We start from the raw sequence: 26,093 nt of genomic DNA, 5'->3' as shown, positions 1-26,093 counted from the left end.
AGCGCTCCCGGCGGGCGTGCACAGCGGGTTGCGCAGTCGGGCTCGCCGGCACCGGTGTGCACCTGGTGGGCAGCGGCTGGCGTTCGTGATGCGGCAGACGGGCTTCCCGGCGCTGCGCGCCCGGCAGGATCCGTCAGAGGGGCCCTGGGCCACCGGTCACGGATGGCCGGTGGCATGACCGGCCGGATGGCCTGTTCGGACTTCCCGCCCGGGCAGCAGCATCGGAGGTGTCCGGTCCACCGTCGCGCGCCGCGGCGGTGGACCACATCCGTCCGTCCATCAGGGAGTCCCATGAGGTCCGTACGTCTGATCGCCGCCGCCGCGAGCCTGACCCTGGCCGCGCTGGCCGGCATCGGCCCGGCGAGCGCCGACGTGCCGAGCGCGGTCGCCATCCTGCAGGCCGGCGCCAAGCAGGGCGTCCTCGACGGGTACCCCGGCGAGATCGGTCTGGTCCGCCAGGGCGACAGCACCACCTACATCCACGAGGGCAACGGCACGGTCACCGGCAGCGTCCCCGCCGACCCGCAGGCACTGTTCCGGATCGGCAGCAACACCAAGGCGTTCGTCTCGACCGTGCTGCTCCAGCTGGAGGCCGAGGGCCGGCTGTCGCTGGACGACTCCGTCGCCAAGTGGCTGCCGAACGCGGTCACTGCCAACGGCTACGACGGTTCGAAGATCACCGTCCGGGAGCTGCTCAACCACACCTCCGGGCTGCCCGACTACCTGCCGCTGGTCGCCCTCACCTGGCGTGCCAATCTCAACCCGAACCAGTCCTTCGCGCCGCAGGACCTGGTGAACCTCGCCCTGAACTCCCGCAAGCCGACCACGGCACCGGGCCAGCAGTGGGCCTACTCCAACACCGGCTACCTGCTCGCGGGCATGGTGATCACCGCCGTCACCGGGAACAGCCCGGCCGACGAGATCCAGAACCGGATCATCACGCCGCTCGACCTCACCCACACCTCGTTCCCCAGCGGCCCGGGCATGTCCGGCACCTACCTGCACGGCTACCAGTACGTCTCGGACTTCCTCCTCCTCGATTCCACGGTCTCCGACGTGCAGATCACCGGCACGGCCGGGGCGATGGTGTCCAACATGGACGACCTGGCCGCCTTCAGCCGGGCGCTGCTCACCGGCAAGCTGCTGCCGCCCGCCCAGGAGGCCGAGCTCAAGACCGGGGTGCCCACCGACAACACCGGCACCTCCTACTACGGCCTCGGCATCGTCCACAGCCAGATGCCCTGCGGCACATGGGCCTGGTCGCACAACGGCTCCGTCCTCGGCTACTTCAGTACCTGGGCCAGCAACGACGACGGCACCAAGCAGGTGGTGCTCGTCAACAACGAGTACCACCTGGCCCAGGGCACCACCGGCCAGCGCGACACCGGCACGGCCCTGATGAACGCCTACTGCGCGCTCTGAGGCGCGGCAGCCCCACGCCGACCCCACGCGCTTCGGCGCCCGGCCACGACAGACCCGCGGCCGGGCGCCGAGGCGCGTGTCAGTCCGCCAGCGGCTCGTCGGCCAGGTACGGCGGGGCCGGCTCGTACTGGATGTAGCGGCGCACGGCGCGGGCGTGGTCGCGGCCGTGCAGGCGGCCGATCAGCCACAGCGCGAGGTCGATGCCCGCCGAGACGCCCTGGCTGGTGGCGAGCCGACCGTCGATCACGTACCGGGCGTCGCGCACCACCGTGATGTCGCCGCGCGCCTGGAGGGTGTCCTCGAAGGCGTGGTGGGTGGCCACCCGGCGGCCCCGGGCCGGGCCGGCCTCGTGCAGCAGCAGCGCGCCGGTGCAGACGCCGGCGGTCCAGGCGGCCTGGGCGTCGGCCTTGCGGATCCACTCGAGGAGCACCGGGTTGGCCACCTCGGTGCGGGTGCCCTGGCCGCCGGGGACCAGCAGCAGGTCCAGCGGCGGGTGGTCGTCGAAGGTGTGGTCGGGCAGTACCCGCATGCCCTTGCTGCAGCGCACCGGGCCGGGGCGCTCGGCGATCAGCACGGCCCGGTCGGTGTGCCCGGCCTCGGCGCGGAGCATGGCGGAGGCGGTGAACACCTCCCAGGGGCCGACGAAGTCGAGCTCCTCGGCACGGTCGAACAGCAGCAGTCCATAGGTCGTCATGTCGCGCTCCCTCGAAGCTCGGGGACGGGGGCTGGATCGGGGACGGGCACCGGGCCGGGGACGGGCACGGGGTCGGGGTTGATGGTGCGGAAGCGGTCGCGGTAGTCGGAGGGCGTCACGCCGACCTGCCGGTGGAAGGAGCGGCGCAGCGTCTCCGCGGTGCCGAAGCCGTACCGGCGGGCGATCGCCTCCAGCGGGTCGTCGCCCTCGGCGAGCGCCCGGCGGGCCGCCTCCACCCGCACCCGCTCCACGTAGCCGGCCGGCGGGGCGCCGAGCTCGGCGGTGAAGCGGCGCTGCAGGTGACGGGGGCTCAGCCCGGCCTGGGCGGCCAGGTCGGCGACGGCGTGCCGGGCGCCGGGGTCGGCGTGGATCGCGGCCACCGCGGTGCGGATCGGATCGCTGGACGGCTGACGGGACCAGAGCGGCACGCTGAACTGCGACTGGCTGCCGGGGCGGCGCAGGAAGAGCACCAGCTCCTGGGCGACGGCGTGGGCCACCGCCCGGCCGAGGTCGTCCTCCACCAGGGCGAGCGCCAGGTCCATCCCGGCGGTCACCCCGGCCGAGGTCCACACCCGCCCGTCCCGCACGAAGATCGGATCGCAGTCCACCTGCAACCCGGGGTGCTCGCGGGCGAGTTGCTCACCGCGCGACCAGTGCGTGGTGACCCGGCAGCCGTCGTCGACCAGGCCGGCGGCGGCCAGCAGGAAGACCCCGCTGCAGACGGACGTCACCCGGCGGGCGTCCGCGCCGGCGGCGGCGACCCAGTCGACCAGCGCCCGCTGGTGCCGGGCCCGGTCGACGCCCGCGCCGCCCACCGCCACCAGGGTGTCGGTGCCCCGCGGATCGAGGTCCGCCACGCCGTACTCGGCGTGCACCGGCAGGCCGCCGGCCGAGCGCACCGGCCCGGCGGCGGGCGCCACCACCTGGCACTCGAAGCCGCCCGACTGGCGGCCCGCGTGCTGGAACACCTCGTACGGACCGACCAGGTCGAGCGGCTGGAAGCCGTCGAAGATCACGAAGACGATGCGGGATTTGGCCACACCCTCAGCCTGCGCCCGCGCCGATCGTGGCGTCAACGACACGCATCCCACGAATCGCGCCATCCACCCGGAGGGGCGCACGGCACGGCGCCGGGCCGGGGCCGGCGGGGTGTCAGTAGATCCAGCTGCGCTGCTCGCCCGGAGCCACCTCGGCGGCGATGTCGTCCGCGAGCACGGCGATCGCCCGCCGGCCCTCGATCCGGCGCAGCCAGTCCGGCGGCAGGCACACGTCGCCGTACTGGGCGCCGAGCAGGTTGCCGCAGATCGAGCCGGTGGAGTCGCTGTCGCCCGAGTGGTTGACCGAGAGCAGGAAGGCCGCCTCGATCGGGGTGCGCGGCGGGCTCGGGTGGCAGTGGGGGCCCTGCTGGTCGACGTAGAAGGTCTGATGCCGGGTCGGCGCGAGCGCGGCGTAGACCGCGATGGCCAGGGCCTCCTCGGCGACCCAGCCGGCGCCCAGCGTCTGCAGCTTCTCCGCGGTCGCCTCGCCGCCCTCGGTGGCCAGCTCGTAGGCCGCGCGCAGGGCGGCGGTGGTCTCCTGGTGGCCGGGATAGCGGGCGAGCAGGTCCAGGGCGAGCAGCACGGCGGCGGCCAGCGGCACACCGTCGAGCAGGTGGTGGATCAGGGCGGCGAAGGCGCCGGCGGCGTAGTAGCCGGTGGGGTGGCCGTGGGTGATCTGGGCGCAGTGCGCCGCGGCTTCGAAGGCGGCCTTGGCGTCCCGGTCGGTGAAGCCGAAGGGGGCGGAGCGCATGACCGTGCCGCAGCCCTTGGAGTGCGGGTTCACCGGTCCGGGCCGCCCGTCGAGCGGATCGCCCAGGCGGGGGACGTGGGTCTGCCGCAGGCCGGACAGGCAGGCGTTGCCGGGCGCCCGACGGGCGTACAGCCACTGCTCCTCGCGCAGCCATCCGGTGCGGTGGCGCAGCCCCTGGTGCGGCGGCGGCGACGGCTCGGTCTGGGTCTCCAGCCAGCACAGGTAGGCGTCGCGCAGGATCGTCGTCTCCGCGCCGCCGATGCCCTTCGCCTTGGCGCGGGCGTAGCCGCTCAGCCAGCCGGAGGCGGTGAAGAGCGTCATCTGGGTGTCGTCGGTGACCCGGCCGATCACCCCCTCGCCGTCGGCGACCGGACCGGTGACGCCGTGCTCGCCGTACTTGGCCCGGATCTCCGGCAGGGACAGGAACTCGATCGGGTTGCCCAGGGCGTCCCCGATCGCGCCGCCGAGCAGGCAGCCGCGCAGCCGCGCACGGTAGGCGGTCAGTTCGTTCCACGAGCGCTGCTTCACGCTGACAGATCCCCCTCGGGTCGTTCTCCGGCATTCCCGGCGCAGTGCAGCATTCCAGCACACTCCTCGAACGGACGGACGTGCTGCTCCGTCCGGCTGGTCGCCCGCCCGTCGCGGTACCCGGGCCGCGCTGCGGGGGAACACCTGGCGAGTTCCCCCGCAGCCGCCCGCAGCCCGAAGGAGCAGCCCCCTCGATGGCGCCCGATCGGCACGGTGTGCGCGCGCGGGTCTCCTCCTGGTCACGGTCGACGCGTGACTACTGCGGGCGCACGATCAGCGATGCCGAACGGCGGATGCCGGTGCTGACCACCCTGACGGGGCGTCTGATCGCCGCCCGCATCATGGAGTCCGGCACCCGGCTGGCCGCGCAGATCTTCCTGACCGCCGTCCCGCTGCTCTTCGTCGTCGCCGCCACGGCGCCCAACACCGTGCGCACCAACCTGATGCACTCCGTGCGCACCGTCTTCGGCCTCACCGGCGCGGGCGCCGAACAGCTCCAGGCGCTCTACGCGACCGAGGGCGGCAACCTGCGCGAGACCACCAGCGTGATCGGCACCATCATGGTGCTGCTCTCCGCGACCGGCTCCAGCCGCGCGCTGGCGCGGATCTGCCAGCGTGCCTGGGACCTGGGGCCGTCGCCCACCCGGGTCGCGATCTGGCGGTGGTTCGCCTGGATCATCACCTGGCTCGTGGTCCTGGTCCTGCAGGGTCCGGTGCGCAACGGCTTCGGGGCCGGGCTCTGGGTGGGGGTGCCGCTGAGCTTCCTGAGCAGCGTGTGCCTCTGGTGGTGGACCCAGCGCCTGCTGCTGGCCGGCCGGGTGCCCTGGCTGCCCCTGCTGCCCGCGGCGGTGCTCACCGCGGCGGCGACCGCCGCGCTGTCGATCACCGCCCACCTCTACATCCCGCGCGCGCTCAACCGGAGCCTGGCCGCGTACGGGGCGCTCGGGTCGATCTTCACCCTGCTGTCCTGGCTGGTCGCCGTCTGCGCCGTGCTCACGGGCGCGCTGACCATCGGCGCCACCCTCGCCAAGGAGACCTTCCTGGCGCGCTACCTCGGCACCCCCGAGGACGACCCGCGGGAGCGGCCACCGCCGGTGGACCCGGCGGACGAGTAGCCGGCCCACCCGAGGGGGGAGGAACGGAGACCTGAGATGGCGACAGCCGATCCCACCGACGGCAATCCCCCCGGGGGCGAGCCCGCCGACGGCGAGCGCACCGACGCCGAGCGGGCCGGGCCGGCGGCGCGGCGCACCCGGGCGGCCTTCGCCGGGCTGCTGCTGGTGCTCGCGGCGCTGCTGACCCCGCTGAGCGTGGTCGCGGTCTGGGCCGCGAGCCTGGCCGAGGACACCGACCGCTACGTGGCCACCGTCGCCCCGCTGGCCGGCGACCCGGCGGTGCAGAACGCGGTGGCCGACCGGATCGCCACCGCCGTCACCCAGAACCTGAGCGTCAACTCGCTGATCCAGCAGGTGGCGCCCTCCGACCAGTCCGTGCTGGGCGGGCTGCTCGGGCAGCTGAGCGGCTCGATCGACAGCGCGCTGCAGAGCCTGGTGCGCGGCGCGGCCCAGAACGTGGTCTCCAGCCCCGCCTTCGCGAGCTTCTGGGTGCAGGCCAACCGCACGGTGCACGACCAGTTCACCAAGGCGCTCACCGGCCAGGGCGGCGGCGCGGTGCAGCTGACCGACAACGCGGTGACCATCGACCTGGCCCCGCTCATCGGCCAGCTCAAGCAGCAGCTGGTGGACTCCGGGGCGAGCGTGGCGAACGCGATCCCCACCATCCACGTCCAGTACACCGTGCTCGACTCCTCCCAGGTCGGGTCGGTCCGCACCGGGATCCGCCTGCTGGAGCTGGCGGGCACCTGGCTGCCGGTGGCCGCGGTGCTGTTCGCCGTCGTCGGCCTGCTGCTCGCCCGGCACCGGCGCACGGCGCTGATCGCCCTCGCGCTCGGCGCCACCGCGGCCACCGTCGCGCTCGGGATCGGCCTGAGCGTCTTCCGGGTGCTCTACCTGGACGCGCTGCCCGCCTCCGTCTCCCAGCCCGCGGCGGGCGCGGTCTACGACGCGCTGGTGCGACTGCTGCGGGTGAGCGTACGGACGTACGTGGTGCTCGGGCTCGCGGTGGCCCTCGGGGCCTGGCTGAGCGGCCCGAACCGCCGGGCCCGGCAGCTGCGCGAGATCTGGCGGGCCGGTCCGCACGCGGCACGCGCGGCGGCCGGGCGGGCCGGGCTGCACACCGGGCCGGTCGGGCCCTGGGTGCACCGGTCCAAGCGGGTGCTGGAGTGGGCGGTGGTCGGCGCGGCCGGGCTCACCCTGGTGCTCTGGCCCTACCCCACCGGCTGGGTCGTGGTGGTGCTGGGGCTCGCGGTGGTCTTCGTGCTCACCCTGATCGAGCTGCTGGACGTGGTCGAGGAGGAGCCGACCCGACCGGCCGGACCGCCGGCCGCCGGCCCCTGAGCGCCGACCGGACGCCGACGCCCGGGTCCGGCCGGGCGCCGGTTGGAGCAGCGCGGGTGGCCGCCTGCTCGGGCCACGGGTGACGGTGGGTCATGACGGCGCGGGAGCGGTTCCCGGCCAGTGAGTAGGGCGGAACCTTGAACAGAAGCCACGCAGGGAACTCCACACGCCACACGACGGCCGGCCGCCTGACGGCCGCGACGGCGCTGGTGCTGACGGCCGGCGCCGTCGCCGGGCTGGCGGCGTGCAGCAGCTCCTCCAAGACCTCCTCCGGCGGCGCCACCAGCGCCACCCCGTTCTCCCCGGCGACGGCCTCCTTCTCCGGCTCGGTGCCCTCCGGGGTCTCCTCGCTCGCCTCCTCCGCACAGGCCGCGGTCTCCTCGGCGGCCTCCTCGGTCTCGGCCGCCGCCGCCTCCTTCGAGGCCTCGGTCTCCGCGGCCGGGGCCAAGGCGCAGGCCTCGGCCTCGGCCGCGCTCGCCGACGTCACGGGCACCGGCAACGCGGTGGGCGACGTGACCCTGACGGGGGTGCCCAAGGCCACCTCGGGCGGGCTGAACGCGGTGGTCGTGACCATCACCAACAGCACCTCCAGCGCGGCGAACTACGCCGTGCGGATCGACTTCCTGGACGCCTCGGGCGCCAAGGTGGACAGCACCGTGGTGGGCGTCCAGCACCTGGCCGCCGGTCAGAAGGCGCAGCCGGTGGCGTTCAGCACCAAGGACACGGACGTCGCGCTGAGCGCGAAGGTCGCGACGGCGCAGCGCTACTGAGGGCGGGTACCCCGCGGGTCCGGCCCCACCGCGACGAGCGGTGGGGCCCGACCCGTGTCACGCGGTCCTCCGGCAGTGGTGCAGGTGCCGGGGGCTCCCGGCTGATCTCCAGACCATCACGGCCCGACCCCCCGCCGCCTCGGGGCGCAGGAGGAGAACGCCACCGGGACCGGGGGCCGGGGAAGGGCCCGTGACCAGGACCCTGGTCCTGGTCACGGTCACCGCGGGGGCCCGGGGCAGGCTCCGCCCGCGGTGCGAGAATGGGCGCCGAACAGCTGTCATGGCGTACCGGTGAAGTCCCGGGTGCCGCTGCGGGAGGGACACCACATGGCCACGCGCCGGGCGCCGAGCGCGCTGGGCACACGGGTGCGGCAGGCGTTGCAGGCCGACACCCTGCTCTGGACCCGCAACGACGCGCTGCTGTGCGCCGGAGCGGCCTGTCTGGACCTGCTCGGCTACACGCTCGGCGGTTCGGCGGACGGCCGACCGGTCCAGGCGGCCGGCCTGGTGCTGACCGTGCTCGCCGTCCTGCCGCTGCTCGCCCGGCGCCGCTGGCCGCTGGCCGCGCCGGCGGCGGTGCTGGCCGTCAACCTCCTGCTCAATCAGGGCGTCTCGGCGGCGCCGCACCACTTCGGTGCCTCCCTCGCGCTGGCGCTGTTCTTCGTCGCGCGGGCCGGACGCATCGCGGTGACCCTGGCGGCCGCCCCGGCCACGGCCGCCGTGACGCTGATCGGCCGGGGGCAGCCGTTCCCGCCCACCCTCGGGGACGCGTCGAGCGCCGTGGTCGCCGCCGCGCTGGTCGTCGGCACGGCCGCCGTGGTCAACTACGTCCAGCGCGAGCAGGCCACCAAGCGCAAGCTGCTGGCCGACCGTGCGGTGGCCCGGGAACGCCGCCGCATCGCCCGGGAGTTGCACGACATCGTGGCGCACCACATCACCACCATGCAGCTGATGGCCGGCGGCGCGCGGGCCAACCTCGGGGGCGACACCGAGGTGGTGCGCGAGGCACTGGTCACCCTGGAGGGCTCGGGGCGCCTGGCGCTGCGCGAGATGCGCCAGCTGCTCGACGTGCTGCGGGCCGGTGACGAGGCCGAGGAGGCGCCGAACGCGCCGCAGCCGGGCACCGGGGACCTGGAGCGGATCGTCCAGGAGTCCCGACTCGGGGGCCTGCCCGTGGAGTTCACGGTGCGCGGCGAGCAGCGCGCGCTGGCGCCGACCCTGGGCCTGACCGTCTTCCGGATCGTCCAGGAGGCGCTGACCAACGCCCGCAAGCACGCCGGCGGCCAGGCGCAGGCCTATGTCCAGCTGACCTACCGCCAGGACCGGATCACCGTGGAGGTGCGCGACACCGGCCCCGGGGTGCCGACCGGGGTCGGGGCAGGCCGCGCCGGGGCGGCGGGCCCGGGGCCGGGGCGCAGCGGGTACGGTCTGATCGGAATGCAGGAACGCGTCGCCCTGCAGGGCGGCACCATGGTGGCCGGACCGCTGGAGCACGGCGGCTTCCGGGTGGCGGCCAGCCTGCCGGTGGCGCCGGGCGAGCGAGAGGAGCTGCTGGGATGAGTGAATCGCCGCAGCGGATCAGGGTGTTGATCGCGGACGACCAGCCGCTGGTGCGGCGCGGGCTGGCGCTGATCCTGGCCCCCGACCCGGCCGTCGCGGTGGTGGCGGAGGCCGAGAACGGTGAGCAGGCGGTCGAGCTCGCCCGGCTGCACCGGCCCGACGTGGTGGTGATGGACATCCGGATGCCGGTGCTGGACGGGGTCCAGGCCACCGAGCGGCTTGTCCGGGAGCTGCCCGAGTGCCGGGTGCTGGCCCTGAGCACCTTCGACATGGACGAGTACGTGGTGGCCGCACTGCGTGCGGGCGCCTCCGGGTTCCTGCCCAAGGACGTCTCGCCGGAGGAGCTGCTCGCGGCGCTGCGCACCGTGCACGGCGGCGAGGCCGCGGTGGCACCGCGCCTGCTCACCCGGCTGATCTCCACCTTCGTCACCACGCCCCGGCGCCCGCAGCCGCCCGCACCGGCGCCGGAGCTGGGCGAGCTGACGCCGCGTGAGGTCGAGGTGTGGCGGCTGATGGCCAGCGGTCTGGACAACGCCGCCATCGCGGGCGAGCTGGAGATCAGCGTCTCCACCGTGAAGAACCACATCACCAGCATCTTCGGCAAGCTCGATGTGCGCGACCGCGCGCAGGCGGTGATCGCGGCCTACGAGAGCGGACTGGTGACGGCCGGCTCCGCCGGCTGATGCCGGGGCGTCAGATGATCCCGGTGCGCAGCGCGTAGACCACGGCGTGGGTGCGGTTGCGCAGGTTGAGCCGGGTGACCACGCCGTGCACGATGCTCTTCACGGTGCGCTCCGAGTAGCTGAGCTTCGCTGAGATCTGCTTGGTGCTCAGGCCCTCGGCCAGGAACCGCAGCACCTCGACCTCGCGGTCGGCCAGACCCGCGAGGTTGAGGCCGGCCGGCGCCAGCGCCGTGTCCCGCAGCGCCCGGATGTGGCCGATCAGCGCCTGCTGCACCGAGGGGTCGCGGCCGCCGGCGGCGGCCTCGTGGACGGCCCGCTTGATGTCGTCGAAGCCGCTCTCCTGCCGGTGCAGATAGCTCACCAGACCGAGGTCGATGGCCCGCAGCATGTGGTGCTCGGGAAACTCCTGGGCCACCAGCACCATCGGCAGGACGCTGTCCGGTGTCTCGTGCTGGACCCGCTCCACCCGCGCGAGGGTGTCCGCGGTGACCTCGGTGGCCAGCACCAGCAGGACGTCGGCCGGATGGCGCCAGGTCCAGTAGCTGGCGGTGATCTCCTTGCAGGAGGAGAGCCACCAGACCGCCCCCTCGCCCGTCACCGGGTCGTTGGCCAGAACAGCCACCGTGACGGATTTCACGGATTTTTCACTCATGATTAGCCCCCCGGCTACGCGTTGGACCGAATTCCCTGGGCGGGTATTCCGCAAGGGCCTGCCGAGGTGCACCACAGGTACTCGCGAGCCTCGTCGGACCGCCCGGCCCTGCGCTGACAAAGCGGCCCCGGACGACCGGAAGAGGCTAGATCGATCACGGTTGTCGGTGCAAGTTCAACCCGCTTCGGCGACTTGAACCCCGTCATTATGCGCCGTTCTCGGAACTCCCCGGATTCCTGGGCACAGAACCGGACAGTCCGGACAGGAGCGGCCCTATCGCCCCCACCGAGCAGCATCGCACCCCTGCCCGAGTGGCTGGAACTCGGCCCTGTCGGGCGTCCGCGAACCGCTCGACCGTGCAAGCGCCCGGCTGCACCATGAGGCGCACCCGAACTGCCCGAAGGGGCATCTCGCACAGCCCGGCCGCCCATCGGGCCACGACCACCGAAACCTTCCCGTGATCACCGGCCGGGAAAAACGGAATTTGGACTTCCGTTGCCCCTAAGTGCGACCGTCCTCGCCCCAAGGGGTAGGACGGGTTGCATTCCCTCTGCCCGGCCGGGAATCTTTGGATCAGTGCCAGGCCCCGCAACCTGTGTGAAGGTCTTTGCAGCAGGCCCGAATTGACCCCTTCCCACAACGCTTCGGACAGAGAGGAAGCCTGCGGCCATGACCCTCCACGGGCAATCGACGGACAGCACCGCACAGCAGGTGCCGGAATCACCGGCCAGCGTTGGTTCGCTGGACGAACTGCAGAACGCGCTCACCCTCATCTGGCAGGACGTGCTGCGCCTCGACGACCTGACCGCCGACGACAACTTCTTCGAGCTGGGCGGCCATTCGCTCACCGCCTCGCAGGTGATCTCCCGGGCCCGCCGGACGCTCGGGGTGGAGATACCGCTGGCGGCCTTCTTCGACCACCCCACGCTTGCCGAACTCGCCGGCTACACGGCACCCCTGCTCGCCGGAGAGGTGGCCACCGGTGAGCGGTGACGCGCACCAGCCGCTCTCGCCGCTCTCCTCGGCCCAGCAGCGGCTCTGGTTCTTCTGGCAACTGCGCCCGGACAGCAGCGAGTACAACGTGCCGCAGGCCACCCGGCTGCGCGGCCCGCTCGACCTGCCCGCCATGACCCGGGCGGTGGCCCGGCTGGCCGAGCGGCACAGCCTGCTGCGCGCCACCATCCCCTTGGTGGACGGCGTGCCGATGATGCGGATCGCGCCGCGGCTGACCGTGGAGCTGCCCGTCACCGACCTCACCGACCTGCCCGCGCCCGCCCGCGAGCGGGCACTGGGCGAGGCGGTGGACCGCCTCGCCCTGAGCACCTTCGACCTGGTGGGCGGCCCGCTCTTCCGGGCCGGGCTGATCAGGCTCGCGGCCGAGGAGCACGTGCTGGTGCTCGCCTTCCACCACATCGTGGTCGACGGCTGGTCGATCGGCCTCCTGCAGCGCGACCTGAACGAGGAGTACGCCGCCGCGCTCGACGGCGCCCCCGAACAGGGCGCCGAACCGGCTGTCGAGGCGTACGACTACCGGGACTACGCCGCCGCCGAGCGCCAGATGCTGGCCGGACCGCGCCGCGCCGAGGCCATGGCCTACTGGCGGGAGCAGTTGGCCGGTGCGCCCGAGCAGTTCTCGCTGCCGACCGACTGGCCGCACCCGGCGGTGCCGAGCGGCGCCGGGGCCTCCCGGCCCTTCCAGTTCTCCCCGCAACTCGCCCAGCAGCTGGGGACCCTGGCCACCCGGTACCGGGTCACCAAGTTCACCGTGCTGCTCAGCGCGTACGCCGTGCTGCTGGCCCGGCTGGCCGGCACCGCGGAGGTGGTGATCGGCGTGCCGGTCAGCGGCCGCACCAGGCTGGAGACCGAAAGGATCGTCGGGCTCTTCGTCAACGTGCTGCCGCTGCGGGTGCGGCTGCGCCCGGGGATGACCTTCGCCGAGCTGCTGCCGCAGGTCCGCGACACCTTCCTGGCCGGGCACGAGTACCAGGACCTGCCCTTCCAGCAGGTGGTGGAGGAGCTCCAGCCCGAGCGGACCACCTCGCGGCACCCGATCTTCCAGCACGCCTTCAGCTACGAGAGCGCCACCACGGCGGTAACCGGTCCGCGCGGCCTGACCGCGAGCCCGGTGCCGATCCGGATCAGCACCGCCAAGTTCGAGCTGACCCTGCAGGTGGCCCTCGGACCGGAGCAGTCCGGCGGCTACGTGAGCTACCAGAGCGACGTGTACGAGGCGGGCACCGCAGGACTGCTCGGCGAGCGGTTCCAGCGACTGCTGACCGCGGCGCTGGCCGCACCGGAGGCGCCGCTGGCCCGGCTGCCGCTGCTCGGCGTCCAGGAGGAGCGCACCGTGCTGGCCGGTGCCGAGGCGCCGCCGGCGCCCGGCGCCGAGTGCGTGGACACGCTGGTCGAGCGGCAGGCCCGCGAACGGCCCGAGGCCATCGCGGTGCGCACCGCCGACCGGTCGCTGAGCTACGCCGAACTCGACCGCCGGGCCGAGCTGGTGGCGGCCCGGCTGCGTGCGGCGGGCGCCCGGCCCGGCGCCCTGGTGGCGACCTGCCTGCCGCGCGGACCGGAGCTGGTCGTCGCCGTGCTCGGCGTGCTGAAGAGCGGTGCCGCCTACCTGCCGCTGGACCCGGCCAACCCGCCGGGCCGGCTGGCCGCAGTGCTCTCCGAGGCGCGCCCGCTGCTGGTCCTGACGGACCATCAGGACATCGCACTGCCGCACACCGTGACGGTGCTGACGCTCGCCCAGGCGCTGGCCGCCGAGGCTCCGGCCGCCGAGGCGGTGCCGCGCGCCCGGCTCACCGACCTCGCCTACGTGATCTACACCTCGGGCTCGACCGGCCTGCCCAAGGGCGTGATGATCGAGCACCGGGCGCTGGCCAACCTGGTCGCCTGGCACCACCGCACCTTCGGCCTGACCGCGGGCGACCGCAGCACGCTGATCGCCGCTCCGGGCTTCGACGCCTCGGTCTGGGAGATCTGGCCAACGCTGGCCGCCGGTGCCACCCTCGAAGTGCCGGACGCCGCAACCGTGCTGTCCCCGGGCGAGCTGACCGACTGGCTGGTCGACCGCGAGGTGACCAGCTGCTTCGTGCCCACTCCGCTGGTCGAGCGGATCGCCGCCGCGCCCTGGCCGGCCGGCGGCGCCCCGCGCTCGGTGCTGACCGGCGGCGACCGGCTGCGCGGCATCGGGTCCCGGGAGCTTCCGTTCCAGCTGGTCAACAACTACGGTCCGACCGAGGGCACGGTGGTCGCCACCTCCGGCCCGGTGGCGCCCGACACGCACGGCCGCGGCGCCCTGCCGGACATCGGCCGGCCGATCGCGGGCGTCGAGGCCCTCGTGCTGGACCAGGAGCTGAACCCGGTGCCGATCGGGCTGCCGGGCGAGCTGTACCTGGGCGGAGTGGCGCTGGCCCGCGGCTACCTGGGCCGGCCCGAGCTGACCGCCGACCGCTTCGTCCCGCACCCCTTCAGCAGTACCCCCGGCGCCCGGCTCTACCGCACCGGCGACCTGGTGCGCCGGCGGCCCGAGGGGACTCTCGACTTCCTGGGCCGCAACGACCAGCAGTTGAAGATCCGCGGCTTCCGGATCGAGGCCGGCGAGATCGAGAACATCCTGCGCGCCCACCCCGGCGTGCGGGACGCCATCGTCGCGCTGGTCGCAGCGGATCCGGCCGGGCCCGACGGGACGGCCGAACCGGTCCTCACCGCCTACCTGGTGCTCGCCGACCCCGCGAGCCCGCCCGACCGGGCCGAGCTGCACGAGCAGGTCGGCCGCCAACTCCCGGGCTACATGCGCCCGCACGACTACCAGGTGCTGGACGCGCTGCCGCTGACCGCCAACGGCAAGGTCGACCGCGACGCGCTGGCCGGACAGGCGGTGCCACTGGCCGGCCGGACCGTGCCGCAGGGCGCCGCGCGCACCCCGCTGGAGCAGCGGATCGCCGCCGTGTGGGCGAAGGCGCTGGGGCACGAGAACTTCGGCACCCAGGACAACTTCTTCGACATCGGCGGCCACTCGCTGCTGCTGGCCACCGTCCGCGAGGCGCTGGCCGCGGAGTTGGACCAGGAGCTGAGCATCCTCACCGTCTTCGAGCACCCCACCATCGCCGCCCTGGCCCGCCGGCTCGACGCCCAGCCCGCCGTACCCGCCGCCACACCCGCCGCCGCGACCGGCGATGCCGCCCCGACGGCCGCCGACCCCGCCCCCGCCGCCGACCGCCTGCGGCGCGGCAGCAGCCGACTGAAGTCGCTGCGCGCCCAGAACCGGCGCCCCACCCCTGCCCGTACCCCCGACGAGACCTCACAGCTCGCCGACAGCACACCGAAGGACACGATCTGATGACCGGCGAGGACTACGGCAGCGACGACTACGCCGCCGAGAACGACACGCACATCGCCATCGTGGGCATGGCGTGCCGGTTCCCCGGCGCCGCGACGCCCGAGGAGTACTGGGCGAACCTGACGGCCGGGGTGGACTCGGTGCGCGCCTTCTCCGCCGAGGAGCTGCGCGCCTGGGGCCACGACCCGGCGGCGCTGGAGGACCCGCGCTACGTGCCGATGCACGGCATCGTGGACGGCGTGGGCGAGTTCGACGCGGACTTCTTCCAGTTCTCCTCCCGCGACGCCACCCTGCTCAACCCGCAGCACCAGATGTTCCTGGAGTGCGCCTGGGAGGCCCTGGAGCGGGCGGGCTACGACCCGCGCACCACGCCCGGCACGGTGGGCGTCTACGCCGGCACCGGCCGCAACGGCTACGCCGCGCTGACCCAGGCCCAGGCCGAGCGGTTCCCCGGCGTCGACGCCCTGACGCTGACCATCTCCAACGAGCCCGAGCACCTGGCCACCCGCATCTCCTACAAGCTCGGCCTGACCGGGCCCAGCATGGCGGTGCTGACGGCCTGTTCGTCCTCGCTGGTCGCCGTCCACGAGGCCGGCCGGGCACTGCTGGCCGGCGACTGCGACATGGCGCTGGCCGGCGGGATCACGCTGCGGCTGCCGCGCTCGGGCTACCGCTACGTGGAGGGCGGCACGATGTCGCCCGACGGCCGCTGCCGCACCTTCTCCGCGGGCGCCAAGGGCATCGTGGGCGGCGACGGCGCGGGCGTGGTGGTGCTGCGCCGGCTGCAGGACGCGCTGGACGACGGCGACCACGTGCACGCCGTGATCCGCGGCTCCGCGGTCAACAACGACGGGCACGAGCGGGCCGGCTTCACCGCGCCCGGGGTGCAGGGCCAGAGCGAGGTGATCCGGCTCGCGCACGCGGCGGCCGAGGTGAGCGCCGCCTCGATCTCCTACGTCGAGGCGCACGGCACCGGGACCCCGGTCGGCGACCCGATCGAGGTCTCCGCGCTGACCCAGGCCTTCCGCGCCGAGGAGGAGGTGCCGGCCGGTTCCGTGCTGCTCGGCTCGGCCAAGACCAACATCGGGCACACCGACACCGCCGCCGGCGTGGCCGGGCTGATCAAGACCGCGCTGGCGCTGGAGCACCGGGCGATCCCCGCCACCCTGCACTTCGACCGTCCCAACCCCGTGATCGACTTCGCCAAGACCCCCTTCACGGTGAACACCGAGCACCGCGCCTGGGATTCGGCCGGGCCGCGCCGGGCCGGCGTCAGCTCCTTCGGCATCGGCGGCACCAATGCGCACGTGGTGCTGGAGGAGGCGCCGCGCGCGGCCGAGCGGGCCGCGCGGGACGAGGGCGCCCAGCTGCTGGTGCTCTCCGCCCGGACCCCGGCCGCGCTGGCCGCGATGGCCGAGCGGCTGGCCCGGCACCTGGAGCAGCACCCCGAGCAGCCGCTGGCGGATGTCGCCTGGACGCTGCAGAGCGGCCGGCGCGCCTTCGCGCACCGCCGCCACGTGGTCTGCGCCGACCGCGCCGAGGCGATCGCGGCGCTGTCGGCCACCGCGACGGCGCCGGTCTCCCAGGCCCCCGGGAGCGCCACGCCGGGCGAGCTGCTCGACCGGCTGGCGCTGGAGCTTCCCACGGCTGAACGCGCCGCCCTGCTGGGCGCGTTGGGACGGATCTGGCAGGACGGCAGCCCGGTCGACTGGGCCCGCCTGCACGAGGGCGCGCTCCCCCACCGGGTGCCGCTGCCCAGCTACCCGTTCGAGCGCCGGCACCACCTGATCCGGCCCGAGCCGTTCACCGCACCGGACACGGACGCGTCGGCCGTCACCGCCGTCACCGCCACCGTTGCTGCTGCCGACGCCGTCACCGGCGCCCCGGCGGAGCAGCCGGCCGGGGGTGCGCAGGACAGCGCGTCCATCGAGGAGCGGCTCGCGGTGCTCTTCGCCAAGGTGCTGGGCGAGACCGAGGACCTGGCGGAGCGCGACTTCTTCGAGCTGGGCGGCGACTCGCTCACCGCCGTGCAGCTGTTCTCGCTGGTCGAGGACGACTTCGGGGTCGCGCCGCCGCTGGAGGCGATCTTCGACGCACCCACTGTCACCGAATTCGCGGTCGTGATCCAGGAGTTGCTCACCACCCTGCAGGCCTCCGAGGCCGCCGACGACACCCGGGGGACCTCGTGACCGACACCGACCCGACCGGCGGCCTGCCGGGCGCCGGACGGTCGCCGGCCAGGACCGCGCCGGCCTCCTTCGCCCAGCGGCGGCTCTGGTTCCTGGACCACTTCACCGGCGGCAACGCCGCCTACAACCTGGTCTCGGCCCTGCGCCTGCGCGGCCCGCTGGACACCGCCGCGCTGCACCGCTCGCTCCAGCACCTGGTGGACCGGCACGAGATCCTGCGCACCACCTTCGCGGCCGAGTCCGGCGAGCCGCACCAGCTGATCGCCGCCGAGCTGCGACTCCCCCTGCCCGTCATCGACCTGACCGGCGTCCCGGCCGCCGAGCAGACCGAGCGGGCCAGCATCCTGGTGGCCGAGGAGGCCCTGCGCGAGTTCGACCTCGCCACCGGCCCGCTGATCCGCACCAGCCTGCTGCGGCTGGGCGCCGAGGACCACGGGCTGGCGGTGATCTGCCACCACGCGATCGGCGACGCCTGGTCGATGGCCCGCTTCCACCTGGAGCTGTCCACCCTCTACGCGGCCTACCGGGCCGGTGAGACGCCCCGGCTCGACCCGTTGCCGATGCAGTTCGCCGACTACGCGGAGCTGGAGCGGACGGAGCTGCTCGGCGAACCGGCCCAGCAGGCGCTGGCGCGGCTCTGCGAGCGGCTGGCCGGGGCGCCGGCCGTGCTCGAACTCCCCACCACCTACACCCGCCCGGCCGTCCAGGGCTACGAGGGCGCCGTCCACGCGTTCACCCTGGAGCCCGAGTTGTGGCAGCGCGTGCTGCTCACCTCGCGCCGGCACCGGGTCACCCCGTTCATGACCCTGCTGACCGCCTACGCCCTGCTGCTCTCCCGGCTCTCCGGCGCGCAGGACCTGGTGATCGGCAGTCCCTCGGCCGGGCGCACGAGCTCCGCGGCCCAGTCGCTGATCGGCATGTTCGTCAACACCCTGCCGCTGCGGATGGACCTGACCGGCGACCCGCGCTTCGCCGAACTGCTGCAGCGCGCCCGGCGCACCACGCTGGCCGCGATCGGCGACCAGGGCGTGCCGCTGGAGCAGCTGGTGACCGCGCTGCGGCTGGACCGCACGGCCAGCCACGACCCGCTGTTCCAGCACATGTTCGCGCTCCAGCAGCCGAACTCGTTCCCGGAGCTGGCCGGGGTCGAGGTGGACGTGCTGCCGGCGCGGCCGGCCACCACCTTCAGCGACCTCTGGCTGGAGATCACCCCGCGCGGGGACGGCGCGCTGGCGGTCATCCGGTACCGGACCGAGCTGTTCGACGCGCCGAGCGTGGCACGGATGGCCGAGCAGTACCGCAACCTGCTGGACGACGCGCTGGAGCGGCCGGAGGCGAAGGCCGCCGAACTCTCGCTGCTCAGCCCGGCGCAGGCCGAGCAGATCCTGCGGGAGTGGAGCCGCAGCGCCGAACCGCACGCCTGGGACCTGCCGGTGCACCAGCTGATCGAGCGCCAGGCCGAGGCCACGCCCGAGCGCGGCGCGGTGGCCTTCGAGGGCACCGGGCTGAGCTATGCCGAACTGACCGAGCGGGCCCGGCTGATCGCCGCCTGCCTGGCCGAGCAGGGCGCGCGCCCGGGCCAGGTGGTGGCGCTCTGCCTGCCGCGCGGGCTGGAGCTGGTGCCCGCGATCCTGGCCGTGCTGCGCGGCGGCGGCGCCTACCTGCCGCTGTCCACCGAGGACCCGGCCGGGCGGCTGGCCAAGCTGGTGCGCCTGTCGGGCGCCGCCCAGGTGCTGACCACGGCCGAGCTGGCCGACTCCTTCGCCGGGGCGGGGGTGCCGGTGCTGGCGGTCGACACCCTCACCGGGCCCGCCACGGCGCCCGCGGCGGCCCGCGTCGACCCGGACGACCTGGCCTACGTCATCTACACCTCCGGCTCCACCGGCGAGCCCAAGGGGGTGGGCGTGCCGCACCGGGGGCTGGCCAACCGGATCCACGCCCTGCAGGACTCCCAGCGCCTGACCCCGGCGGACCGGGTGATGCAGAAGACCCCGTACACCTTCGACGTGTCGGTCCAGGAGCTGCTCTGGCCGCTGACCGCCGGCGCGACGCTGGTGATGGCGGCGCCGGACGGGCACCGCGACCCCGGCTACCTGGTCGACCTGATCGAGCGCGAGGCCGTCACCACGGTGCACTTCGTGCCGCCGATGCTGGAGGCCTTCCTGGAGGAGCCGGACCTGGAGCGGTGCAAGTCGCTGCAGCGGGTCTTCTGCAGCGGGCAGGCGCTGCCGGCCCAGCTGACGCAGCGCTGCCTGGACCGGCTGCCGGTGCGGCTGACCAACTTCTACGGGCCCACCGAGGCCTCCATCGAGGTCACCGAGTGGCAGTGCCCGCCGCCACCGGCCGGCTCCGGTGCCCTGCGCGAGGCCCGGGTGCCGATCGGACGGCCCATCGCGGGCGTCGAAGTGTACGTGCTGGACGGGCAGTTGCGGCCCGTTCCGGTCGGCGTTCCCGGCGAGCTGTTCCTCGGCGGGGTGGCGCTGGCCCGCGGCTACCTGGGCCGGCCCGAGCTGACCGCCGACCGCTTCGTGCCGCACCCCTACGGCGACACCCCCGGTGCCCGGCTCTACCGCACCGGCGACCTGGTGCGCTGGCGGGCGGACGCCACCATCGAGTTCCTGAGCCGCAACGACCACCAGCTGAAGGTCCGCGGCTTCCGGATCGAGCCCGGCGAGATCGAGAACGTGCTGCGCGACCAGGCCGAGGTGCAGGACGCGCTGGTCACCACCACCCCCGCCGCCACCCCCGGCGGCGAACCGGCGCTCACCGCCTACCTGGTGCTCACCGCCGGTGCCGGGACGGCCGACGGGTTCACGGCGGTCCTGCGCGAACGGCTGCGCGACCAGCTGCCGCGCTACATGGTCCCCGGCCACCTGGTCGTGCTGCCCCGCTTCCCGCTCAACTCCAGCGGCAAGGTGGACCGCGCGGCGCTGCCGCTGCCCGACCGGCACCGCTGCGGCGAACCGACGGGGCCGCGCGACGAGCTGGAGCGCACCCTGGCGGAGATCTGGGCGGAGGTGCTGGGGCGCCCGCAGACCGGCGTGGACGAGGACTTCTTCGAGATCGGCGGCGACTCGCTGAAGAGCATCCGGGTGGTCCACCGCGCCCGCGAGGCCGGGCTGGCCATCAGCGTCAGCCAGCTCTTCCACCACCCCACCATCGGGGAGCTGGCCGATCGGCTGCGACAGGGGGGAACGCCGTGAGGAACCGCTGGCTGCTGCGCTTCCCGCCGCGCCCCGGGGCCCGGATCCGCCTGCTCTGCCTGCCCGGGGCCGGTGCCGCCGCCGCGATGTACCGCTCCTGGGGCGAGCTGCTGCCGAGCGAGGTGGAGGTCTGCGCCGTCCAACTGCCCGGCCGCGGCGGCCGGCTGCGGGAGCCGCTGTACACCCTGATGGACCCGCTGGCCGAGGACCTGGCCGAGGCGGTGCTGGCCGAGCCCGCGCTGCCCACGGTGATCTTCGGGCACAGTCTCGGCTCGGTGATCGGCTTCGAACTGGCCGACCGACTGCGGGACTCGGCCGGCCACGCGCCGCTCGCCCTGGTGGCGGCCGGCCACCGGGCACCCCGGCTCGGCAGCGCCGCGCTGCCCTACCACCGGCTGGGTGACCGGGAGTTGGCCGAGATCATGGTCGCGCTCGGCGGCACGCCCGAGGAGGTGCTGGCCCGCCCCGAGGTGTTGCGCCTGGCACTGCCCTCGATCCGGGCCGACTTCGAGCTCGACTTCACCTACCGCTACCGGGAGCGCCCGGCGCTGTCGATCCCGATCAGCGTCTACGGCGGCCTGGCCGACACCACGGTCGCGGAGTCCGAGCTCGACGCCTGGCGCAGCCACACCAGTGGCGCGTTCAGCCTGCGGATGCTCCCGGGCGACCACTTCTTCCCCACCGGTCCGAGCGGCCCCGAGCTGCTCGGCCTGCTGACGGCGGACCTGCTCCAGCAGGTCTGACCGGACCCGACCGTTCACCGACCCCGTACAGGTAAGGACTCGAGATGTTCGAGGATGGCGACGACCGCCAGTACCTCGTGGTGCGCAACCACGAGGAGCAGTACTCCCTCTGGCCCGAGGGCCGGGAGCTGCCGGCCGGCTGGCAGGGCGTCGGCGTGACGGGCGACAAGGCCGCGTGCCTGGCCCGCATCAAGGAGATCTGGACCGATCTGCGTCCGCTCAGCCTGCGCTGAGCCCCGGCCGGTCCGACGCTGTCAGCCCCGACGAGGAGTGGGAAAAGTTCCATGCAGTCAGAACTCTGCCTTCACCAGATATTCGCCCAGCAGGCCGCGCTGCGGCCGGGCGCCCCGGCGGTCTGCGACACCGCCGAGGAGTTGACGTACCGTCAGCTCGACGAGCGGGCCGCCAGGCTGGCGGCGGTGATCCTGCGCGAGGTGGCCGGCCCCGGCGCCCGGGTCGGCCTGCACCTGGCCCGCGGCAACGCGGTGGTGGTCGCGATCCTGGCCACCTTGAAGGCGGGCTGCGCCTATGTGCCGCTCGACCCGGCCTACCCGGCCGAGCGGGTGCAGTACATGGCCGACGACGCCTCGGTCGACCTGGTGCTGACCGACGCGGACCCCGCCGCCGGCGGCAGCACCGTCCCGGCGGCGAAGCGGGTCGTCACGATCGACCCGGGCCTCTGGGCGGACGACGCACCGCGGGCCGACGAGGTCGAGGTGTCCCCGCAGGCCCCGGCCTACGTCATCTACACCTCGGGTTCCAGCGGCACCCCCAAGGGCGTCGAGGTCTCGCACGCCAACGTGACCGCCCTGCTGGCCGCCTTCGACCAGCTGCTGGAGACCGACAGCAGCGACGTGTGGACGCTCTTCCACTCCTACTGCTTCGACTTCTCCGTCGGGGAGTTGTGGGGCGCTCTTGCCCACGGCGCCAAGCTCGTGGTGGTCCCCGCCCAGGCGGCCCGCTCCCCCGAGGCGATGCTGGACCTGCTCGCCGCCGAGCAGGTGACCGTGCTCAACCAGGTCACCTCGGCCTTCCGCTACCTCTCCCGGGCGGCCACCGCCGCGGGCTCGACCGCCGGTGCCAAGGCGGCCCAGGCGCTGCGCTACGTGATCTTCGGCGGCGAGGTCGCGGATATCGACGCCGTCCGTGAGTGGCGCCAGGTCCTGGGCACGAACACCGCGTTCGTCAACGTGTACGGGATCACCGAGACCACCGTCTTCGCCACCGGCCGTCAGCTGCTGCCCGCCGAGATCGACGTGCCGATCGGCTCCCCCGCCCCCGCGGGATCCGCCGACCCCGCACTCAACATCGGTCCGCCGCTGGACGGCTTCGAGCTGGCCGTGCTGACACCCGAAGGCGATCTCACCGAGCCCGGCGAGATCGGCGAAATCTACCTGGCAGGACCGCAGTTGGCGATCGGCTACCTGAACCGGCCGGAGCTCGACGCCGAGCGCTACCCGGTCCTCGCACTGCCGGGCCAGGAGCCCCGGCGCTACTACCGCAGCGGCGACCTGGTCATGCTCCGCGCCGACGGCGCCTTGGAGTACGCCGGCCGCGCGGACGACCAGGTGAAGATCAACGGCTACCGGATCGAGATCGGCGAGGTCGAGACGGCGCTGCGCGCCACCCCCGGCATCGGCGACCTGGTCGTGGTGCCGACCACCAGCCGGGTCGGCGAGAAGATGCTGGTGGCCTTCTACACCGCCCCCGACGGCGGCGCGCCGGATGCCGGCCTGGCCGAGCGGCTGACCGGCCACGCCCGGGCCGCGCTGCCCGCCTTCATGGTGCCCGGACGGTTCGTCCACGTGCCCGAGCTGCCGCTGAGCCCCGCCGGCAAGACCGACAAGCGCGCGCTCGCCGCGCGGCTGCGCTAACCCACGGCCCCCAGGAGGATCCGATGGACCAGTCCGTGCCGACCCCGGCGATCCCTGCGACCCAGCTCCCGCTGTCGGTCAACCAGGAGGCGATGTGGGTGACCTGGCAGCTAGCCCCCGCCCGCTGGGAGCACACCGTCTCGCTCGCCCTGGTGGTCGACGGCGAGTTGGAGCTGCCCCGCCTGCGCCGGGCCGTCGCCCAACTGATGCGACGCCACCCCGAGTTGCGGTCCCGGGTGGCGCGCGGTGCCGAAGGGATGATGTGCCTGGACTGGTCCGGCACCACCGAGGAGACCGTGCCGGTCACCGTGCGCGAGGTGGACACCACGCGCACGGCGGCCCTGGCAGCGGCCCGCGTCCCGTTCGACCTGGCCGCCGGCCCGCTGTCCCGGGTCGAGCTGCTGACCGGGCCCGACTGGACGGTGCTGCTGATCGCGGTGCACCACATCACCGTGGACGGCACCTCGGTCACCGTCCTGCTGGACGAGCTGCGCCGGGCCTACGCGGGCGAGCAGTTGGCGCCGCCGGACGACCTCACGCCGCTGATCGAGCACGCCCGGCGCTCCCGGGCCGCGGCCGACGGGGCGAGCGGCGAGCCGCTGCGGTCGTACTGGCGCGAGGCGCTGGCCGAGCTGTCGGCGCCCCGGCTGCTGCCGGATGCGACGGACCCGGCGGATGCGGCGGACGCGATGGACGCGGCGGACGGCGCGGCGGACGGCGCGGAGGAGGCCAGCAAGTGGCCCGTCCCCGTCGAACCGGAGTTGGCCGAGCGGGTGCGTGAACTGGCCGTGGAGCTGGGCGTCTCCACCTTCACCGTGCTGCTCGGCGCCTTCTTCGTGACCCTGCACCACCACACCGGCAGCGCCGACCTGATCGTCTCCACGCCCTACCACGGCCGTCCGGACGCGGAGTTGAAGGGGCGGGTCGGCTACTTCGTCAACACGCTGCCGCTCCGGCAGCGCATCCGCCCCGAGGACAGCTATGCGGACCTGCTGCGCGAGCTGCGCGCGACCATCCGCGCGGGCCTGCGCCACGGAGCGCTGCCGCTGCCCGCCATCCTGCGCAGCGCGAACCTGCTCGGTCCGGCCCGCCGGGAGCAGAACCGGCAGGTCGTCTTCCGGCACTGGAACACCCTCGCCGAGGACGGATTCGACGTCAGCGCCTTCGAACTCGTGGGTGACGGGACCCGCTGCTCGGTGTCGATGCTCGACCCGACGACGGTGACCAACTTCCGTCTCACCGTGCTGATGACCGAGGGCAGCGGCGGCCTCCGGATGCACTGGATGAACTCGGACGGCTCGGTCGACCGCACCACCACCGACACGCTGGCCCGCGACTACCTGACCGTGATCGCCGACCTGGTGGCCGCACCGAACCGCACGCTGGCCGAGGCGCTGGCCCTGCTGCCCGCCGTCAGCCACACGGGCGTCGCCCCGGCCCTCGCCGCACCGGCCGATCCGGAGCAGCTCGCGACGGTCACCGTCGCGGCGGCGACCATTGCGGAGGTCGGCGCGATCTGGACCGAGGTGCTGCGGGTGCCGGACCTGCTGCCCGCGGACTCGTTCTTCGAGCTGGGCGGCCACTCGCTGATCGCCGCCACCCTGCTGGCCCGGATCAACGAGCGCCTGGGCGTGGAGATCTCGATCCGCGACCTGTTCAGCCACCCCAGGCTCGTCGACATCGCCGGACTCGTCGACCGGCAGCGCGGCGCCGCGCCCTTGGTCACCGTGGTGGAACCCACGCAGGGCGAGGACGAGAGCGGGAGCGAAGGCGAGGAGTGGGGCGAGGTGTTCCCGGCCGCCGGCTTCCAGGAGGGCATCTGGCTGGCCCAGCGGCTGGACCCGAAGCACGCGCGCTACCACATCCCGCTCACCTGGCGCGTGGACGGCGAGTTGGACCCGGAGCGGCTGCGTGCCGCCCTCGCCCTGCTGGTCACCCGGCACGAGATCCTGCGCACCCGCTTCGTCGACCATGACGGCCGCCTCTTCCAGGAGGTCGGCCCGGCCTGGGAACCCGAGGTGGAGGAGGTGGAGTCGAGCACGACGACCGCGGCCGAGCAGCGGAAGTGGCTGCGCGGGTGGTGCGACGGCGCCGCCGACCGCTTCGATGCGGCCGCCGGACGGCTGCTCGCGGCGGGCCTGTTCACGCTGCCCTCCGGCGAGCGGCTGCTCGCCCTGTGCGTCCACCATCTGGTGCTCGACGGCGAATCGGTCCCGCTGCTGCTGCGCGAACTTACCAGCTGCTACCAGCAGGTGGGCGAGGACCGGGCGCAGCCCGCCGAGCCCGTGCAGCGGCGCCAGTACCGGGAGTTGGTCCGCGCCCAGCAGGTCGGCGCGGGACGGGTGCAGGCGACGGCGGACCTGGTGTACTGGGCCGACCAGTTGGCAGGCGCCCCCAGCACGCTCGGGCTGAACGGGGCCGCCACCCTCGCTCCGGGCAGCACCGCCCTGCCGCTCGCGAGCGACCTGGCACAGCGGCTGCTCCCGGTGCAACAGCAGTGGCGGGCATCGCAGTTCATGGTCAAGGCGACCGCGCTGGCCGCCGCCCTGCACCGCTGGTCGGGGCAGCACGACCTCACCTTCGGCGTGCCGGTGGCCAACCGCGCGGGCGGTGCCTTCGACGAGGTGCTCGGCCCGTGCCTCAACACCGTCGTCCTGCGCTCGCGTTGCACCCCCGGCACCACCCTCGCCGAGCTGCTGCGGGCCACCCGCGAGAGCGCGATCGAGGCCTTCGAGCACCAGAGCGCGCCCTTCGACGAGGTGGTCCGCCGGCTGCGCCCCGCCCGCTCCGCCGGCCGCACCCCGTACGTCGACTGCATGCTCAACAACGTCAGCATCGCCGACTGGTCCGGCACGCTCGGGGCGGCCCGGCTGACCTCGCTCGATCACGACCTGCAGGACGAGACGACCAACAAGTTCGGGCTGACCGTGACCTTCAACGCACGCGAGGAGGGGCGGCTGCTGGGCACCCTCGCCTACCGCAGCGGCATCCTCGCGGCCGGGGCCGCGGGGCAGCTGGCCGCAGAGGTGGCCGGCCTGCTGAACCACTTCCAGCAGCTCGCCGACCAACCGGTCCTCTCCCTCGACCCGACCGCGAACACCGGCCCGAGCAGGAGCACCGGCCCGACCGGGAGCACCGACCCGACCGGGAACTCCGGCCCGACCAAGACCACCGAAACGAGCTGAA

Annotated in this window: 18 protein-coding genes; 14 read left to right on the top strand and 4 right to left on the bottom strand. The window is 74.0% G+C overall.

The annotated features are described in order from the left end of the window. The first annotated feature begins 291 nt into the window (after positions 1-291). Positions 292-1,422, top strand: a complete 1,131-nt coding sequence (locus tag OG500_RS32750; RefSeq protein ID WP_327070458.1) for a serine hydrolase domain-containing protein — start codon at positions 292-294, stop codon at positions 1,420-1,422. A 79-nt stretch (positions 1,423-1,501) separates the two neighbouring features. On the opposite strand, the gene OG500_RS32745 is transcribed toward OG500_RS32750, so the two are convergent. From OG500_RS32745 to OG500_RS32735, 3 genes are all read right to left on the bottom strand, one after another. Next, positions 1,502-2,116 carry a DJ-1/PfpI family protein gene (locus tag OG500_RS32745; protein ID WP_327070457.1) on the bottom strand — a complete coding sequence of 205 codons (615 nt, stop codon included), beginning with the start codon at positions 2,114-2,116 and terminating at the stop codon, positions 1,502-1,504. Beyond that, complete coding sequence (locus OG500_RS32740; RefSeq protein WP_327070456.1) at positions 2,113-3,156, bottom strand: GlxA family transcriptional regulator; 1,044 nt, start codon at positions 3,154-3,156, stop codon at positions 2,113-2,115. Before OG500_RS32740 ends, OG500_RS32745 begins: the two co-directional genes overlap by 4 nt. 112 nt (positions 3,157-3,268) lie before the next feature. Next, positions 3,269-4,432 carry an ADP-ribosylglycohydrolase family protein gene (locus OG500_RS32735; RefSeq protein WP_329585446.1) on the bottom strand — a complete coding sequence of 388 codons (1,164 nt, stop codon included), beginning with the start codon at positions 4,430-4,432 and terminating at the stop codon, positions 3,269-3,271. Positions 4,433-4,626: 194 nt separating this feature from the next. Between OG500_RS32735 and OG500_RS32730 the strand changes: the two genes are divergently transcribed. The 5 genes from OG500_RS32730 (at position 4,627) to OG500_RS32710 (ending at position 9,901) form a co-directional block, all read left to right on the top strand. Beyond that, a complete protein-coding gene (locus OG500_RS32730; RefSeq protein ID WP_329585443.1) occupies positions 4,627-5,547 on the top strand; it encodes a YhjD/YihY/BrkB family envelope integrity protein in 921 nt (306 codons plus the stop codon). Between the two features lie 36 nt (positions 5,548-5,583). Further along, positions 5,584-6,888, top strand: a complete 1,305-nt coding sequence (locus OG500_RS32725; RefSeq protein ID WP_329585440.1) for a hypothetical protein — start codon at positions 5,584-5,586, stop codon at positions 6,886-6,888. A gap of 137 nt (positions 6,889-7,025) precedes the next feature. Further along, a complete protein-coding gene (locus tag OG500_RS32720) occupies positions 7,026-7,658 on the top strand; it encodes an FxLYD domain-containing protein (protein WP_329585437.1) in 633 nt (210 codons plus the stop codon). Between the two features lie 327 nt (positions 7,659-7,985). Continuing rightward, positions 7,986-9,218 (top strand): sensor histidine kinase, encoded by a 1,233-nt coding sequence (locus tag OG500_RS32715; protein ID WP_329585434.1) that lies wholly within the window; start codon positions 7,986-7,988, stop codon positions 9,216-9,218. Further along, complete coding sequence (locus OG500_RS32710; RefSeq protein ID WP_329585432.1) at positions 9,215-9,901, top strand: response regulator transcription factor; 687 nt, start codon at positions 9,215-9,217, stop codon at positions 9,899-9,901. The genes OG500_RS32715 and OG500_RS32710 overlap by 4 nt, the downstream gene beginning before the upstream one ends. Before the next feature lie 10 nt (positions 9,902-9,911). On the opposite strand, the gene OG500_RS32705 is transcribed toward OG500_RS32710, so the two are convergent. Continuing rightward, complete coding sequence (locus OG500_RS32705) at positions 9,912-10,553, bottom strand: helix-turn-helix transcriptional regulator (protein WP_329585429.1); 642 nt, start codon at positions 10,551-10,553, stop codon at positions 9,912-9,914. A gap of 669 nt (positions 10,554-11,222) precedes the next feature. On the opposite strand from OG500_RS32705, the gene OG500_RS32700 reads away from it, so the two are divergent. Genes OG500_RS32700 through OG500_RS32665 form a run of 8 tightly spaced genes read left to right on the top strand, consistent with a single transcriptional unit; the run spans position 11,223 to position 26,092 of the window. Further along, positions 11,223-11,546: a phosphopantetheine-binding protein gene (locus OG500_RS32700; RefSeq protein WP_327070448.1), complete on the top strand. Its 324-nt coding sequence runs from the start codon at positions 11,223-11,225 to the stop codon at positions 11,544-11,546. Next, positions 11,536-14,898, top strand: a complete 3,363-nt coding sequence (locus OG500_RS32695; RefSeq protein ID WP_329585426.1) for a non-ribosomal peptide synthetase — start codon at positions 11,536-11,538, stop codon at positions 14,896-14,898. The genes OG500_RS32700 and OG500_RS32695 overlap by 11 nt, the downstream gene beginning before the upstream one ends. Next, positions 14,898-17,087: a beta-ketoacyl synthase N-terminal-like domain-containing protein gene (locus OG500_RS32690; RefSeq protein WP_329585423.1), complete on the top strand. Its 2,190-nt coding sequence runs from the start codon at positions 14,898-14,900 to the stop codon at positions 17,085-17,087. Before OG500_RS32695 ends, OG500_RS32690 begins: the two co-directional genes overlap by 1 nt. Beyond that, positions 17,084-20,290, top strand: coding sequence for an amino acid adenylation domain-containing protein (locus OG500_RS32685; protein WP_329585420.1), 3,207 nt, complete (start codon positions 17,084-17,086; stop codon positions 20,288-20,290). The genes OG500_RS32690 and OG500_RS32685 overlap by 4 nt, the downstream gene beginning before the upstream one ends. Continuing rightward, positions 20,287-21,033, top strand: a complete 747-nt coding sequence (locus tag OG500_RS32680) for a thioesterase II family protein (protein ID WP_329585418.1) — start codon at positions 20,287-20,289, stop codon at positions 21,031-21,033. The genes OG500_RS32685 and OG500_RS32680 overlap by 4 nt, the downstream gene beginning before the upstream one ends. A gap of 44 nt (positions 21,034-21,077) precedes the next feature. Beyond that, entirely contained in the window at positions 21,078-21,266 is a 189-nt protein-coding gene (locus OG500_RS32675) for an MbtH family protein (RefSeq protein ID WP_327070443.1), read from the top strand. A 51-nt stretch (positions 21,267-21,317) separates the two neighbouring features. Then, complete coding sequence (locus tag OG500_RS32670; protein WP_329585415.1) at positions 21,318-22,907, top strand: amino acid adenylation domain-containing protein; 1,590 nt, start codon at positions 21,318-21,320, stop codon at positions 22,905-22,907. A 23-nt stretch (positions 22,908-22,930) separates the two neighbouring features. Further along, the gene (locus tag OG500_RS32665) at positions 22,931-26,092 is read left to right on the top strand and encodes a condensation domain-containing protein (protein WP_329585412.1); all 3,162 of its coding nucleotides are present in this window, start codon (positions 22,931-22,933) and stop codon (positions 26,090-26,092) included. Position 26,093: the final 1 nt, after the last annotated feature.

The organism is Kitasatospora sp. NBC_01250, from assembly GCF_036226465.1.
Classification (GTDB): domain Bacteria; phylum Actinomycetota; class Actinomycetes; order Streptomycetales; family Streptomycetaceae; genus Kitasatospora.
Note: the sequence above shows the minus strand (reverse complement) of the source record. Positions and strands in the feature narration are given on the sequence as shown.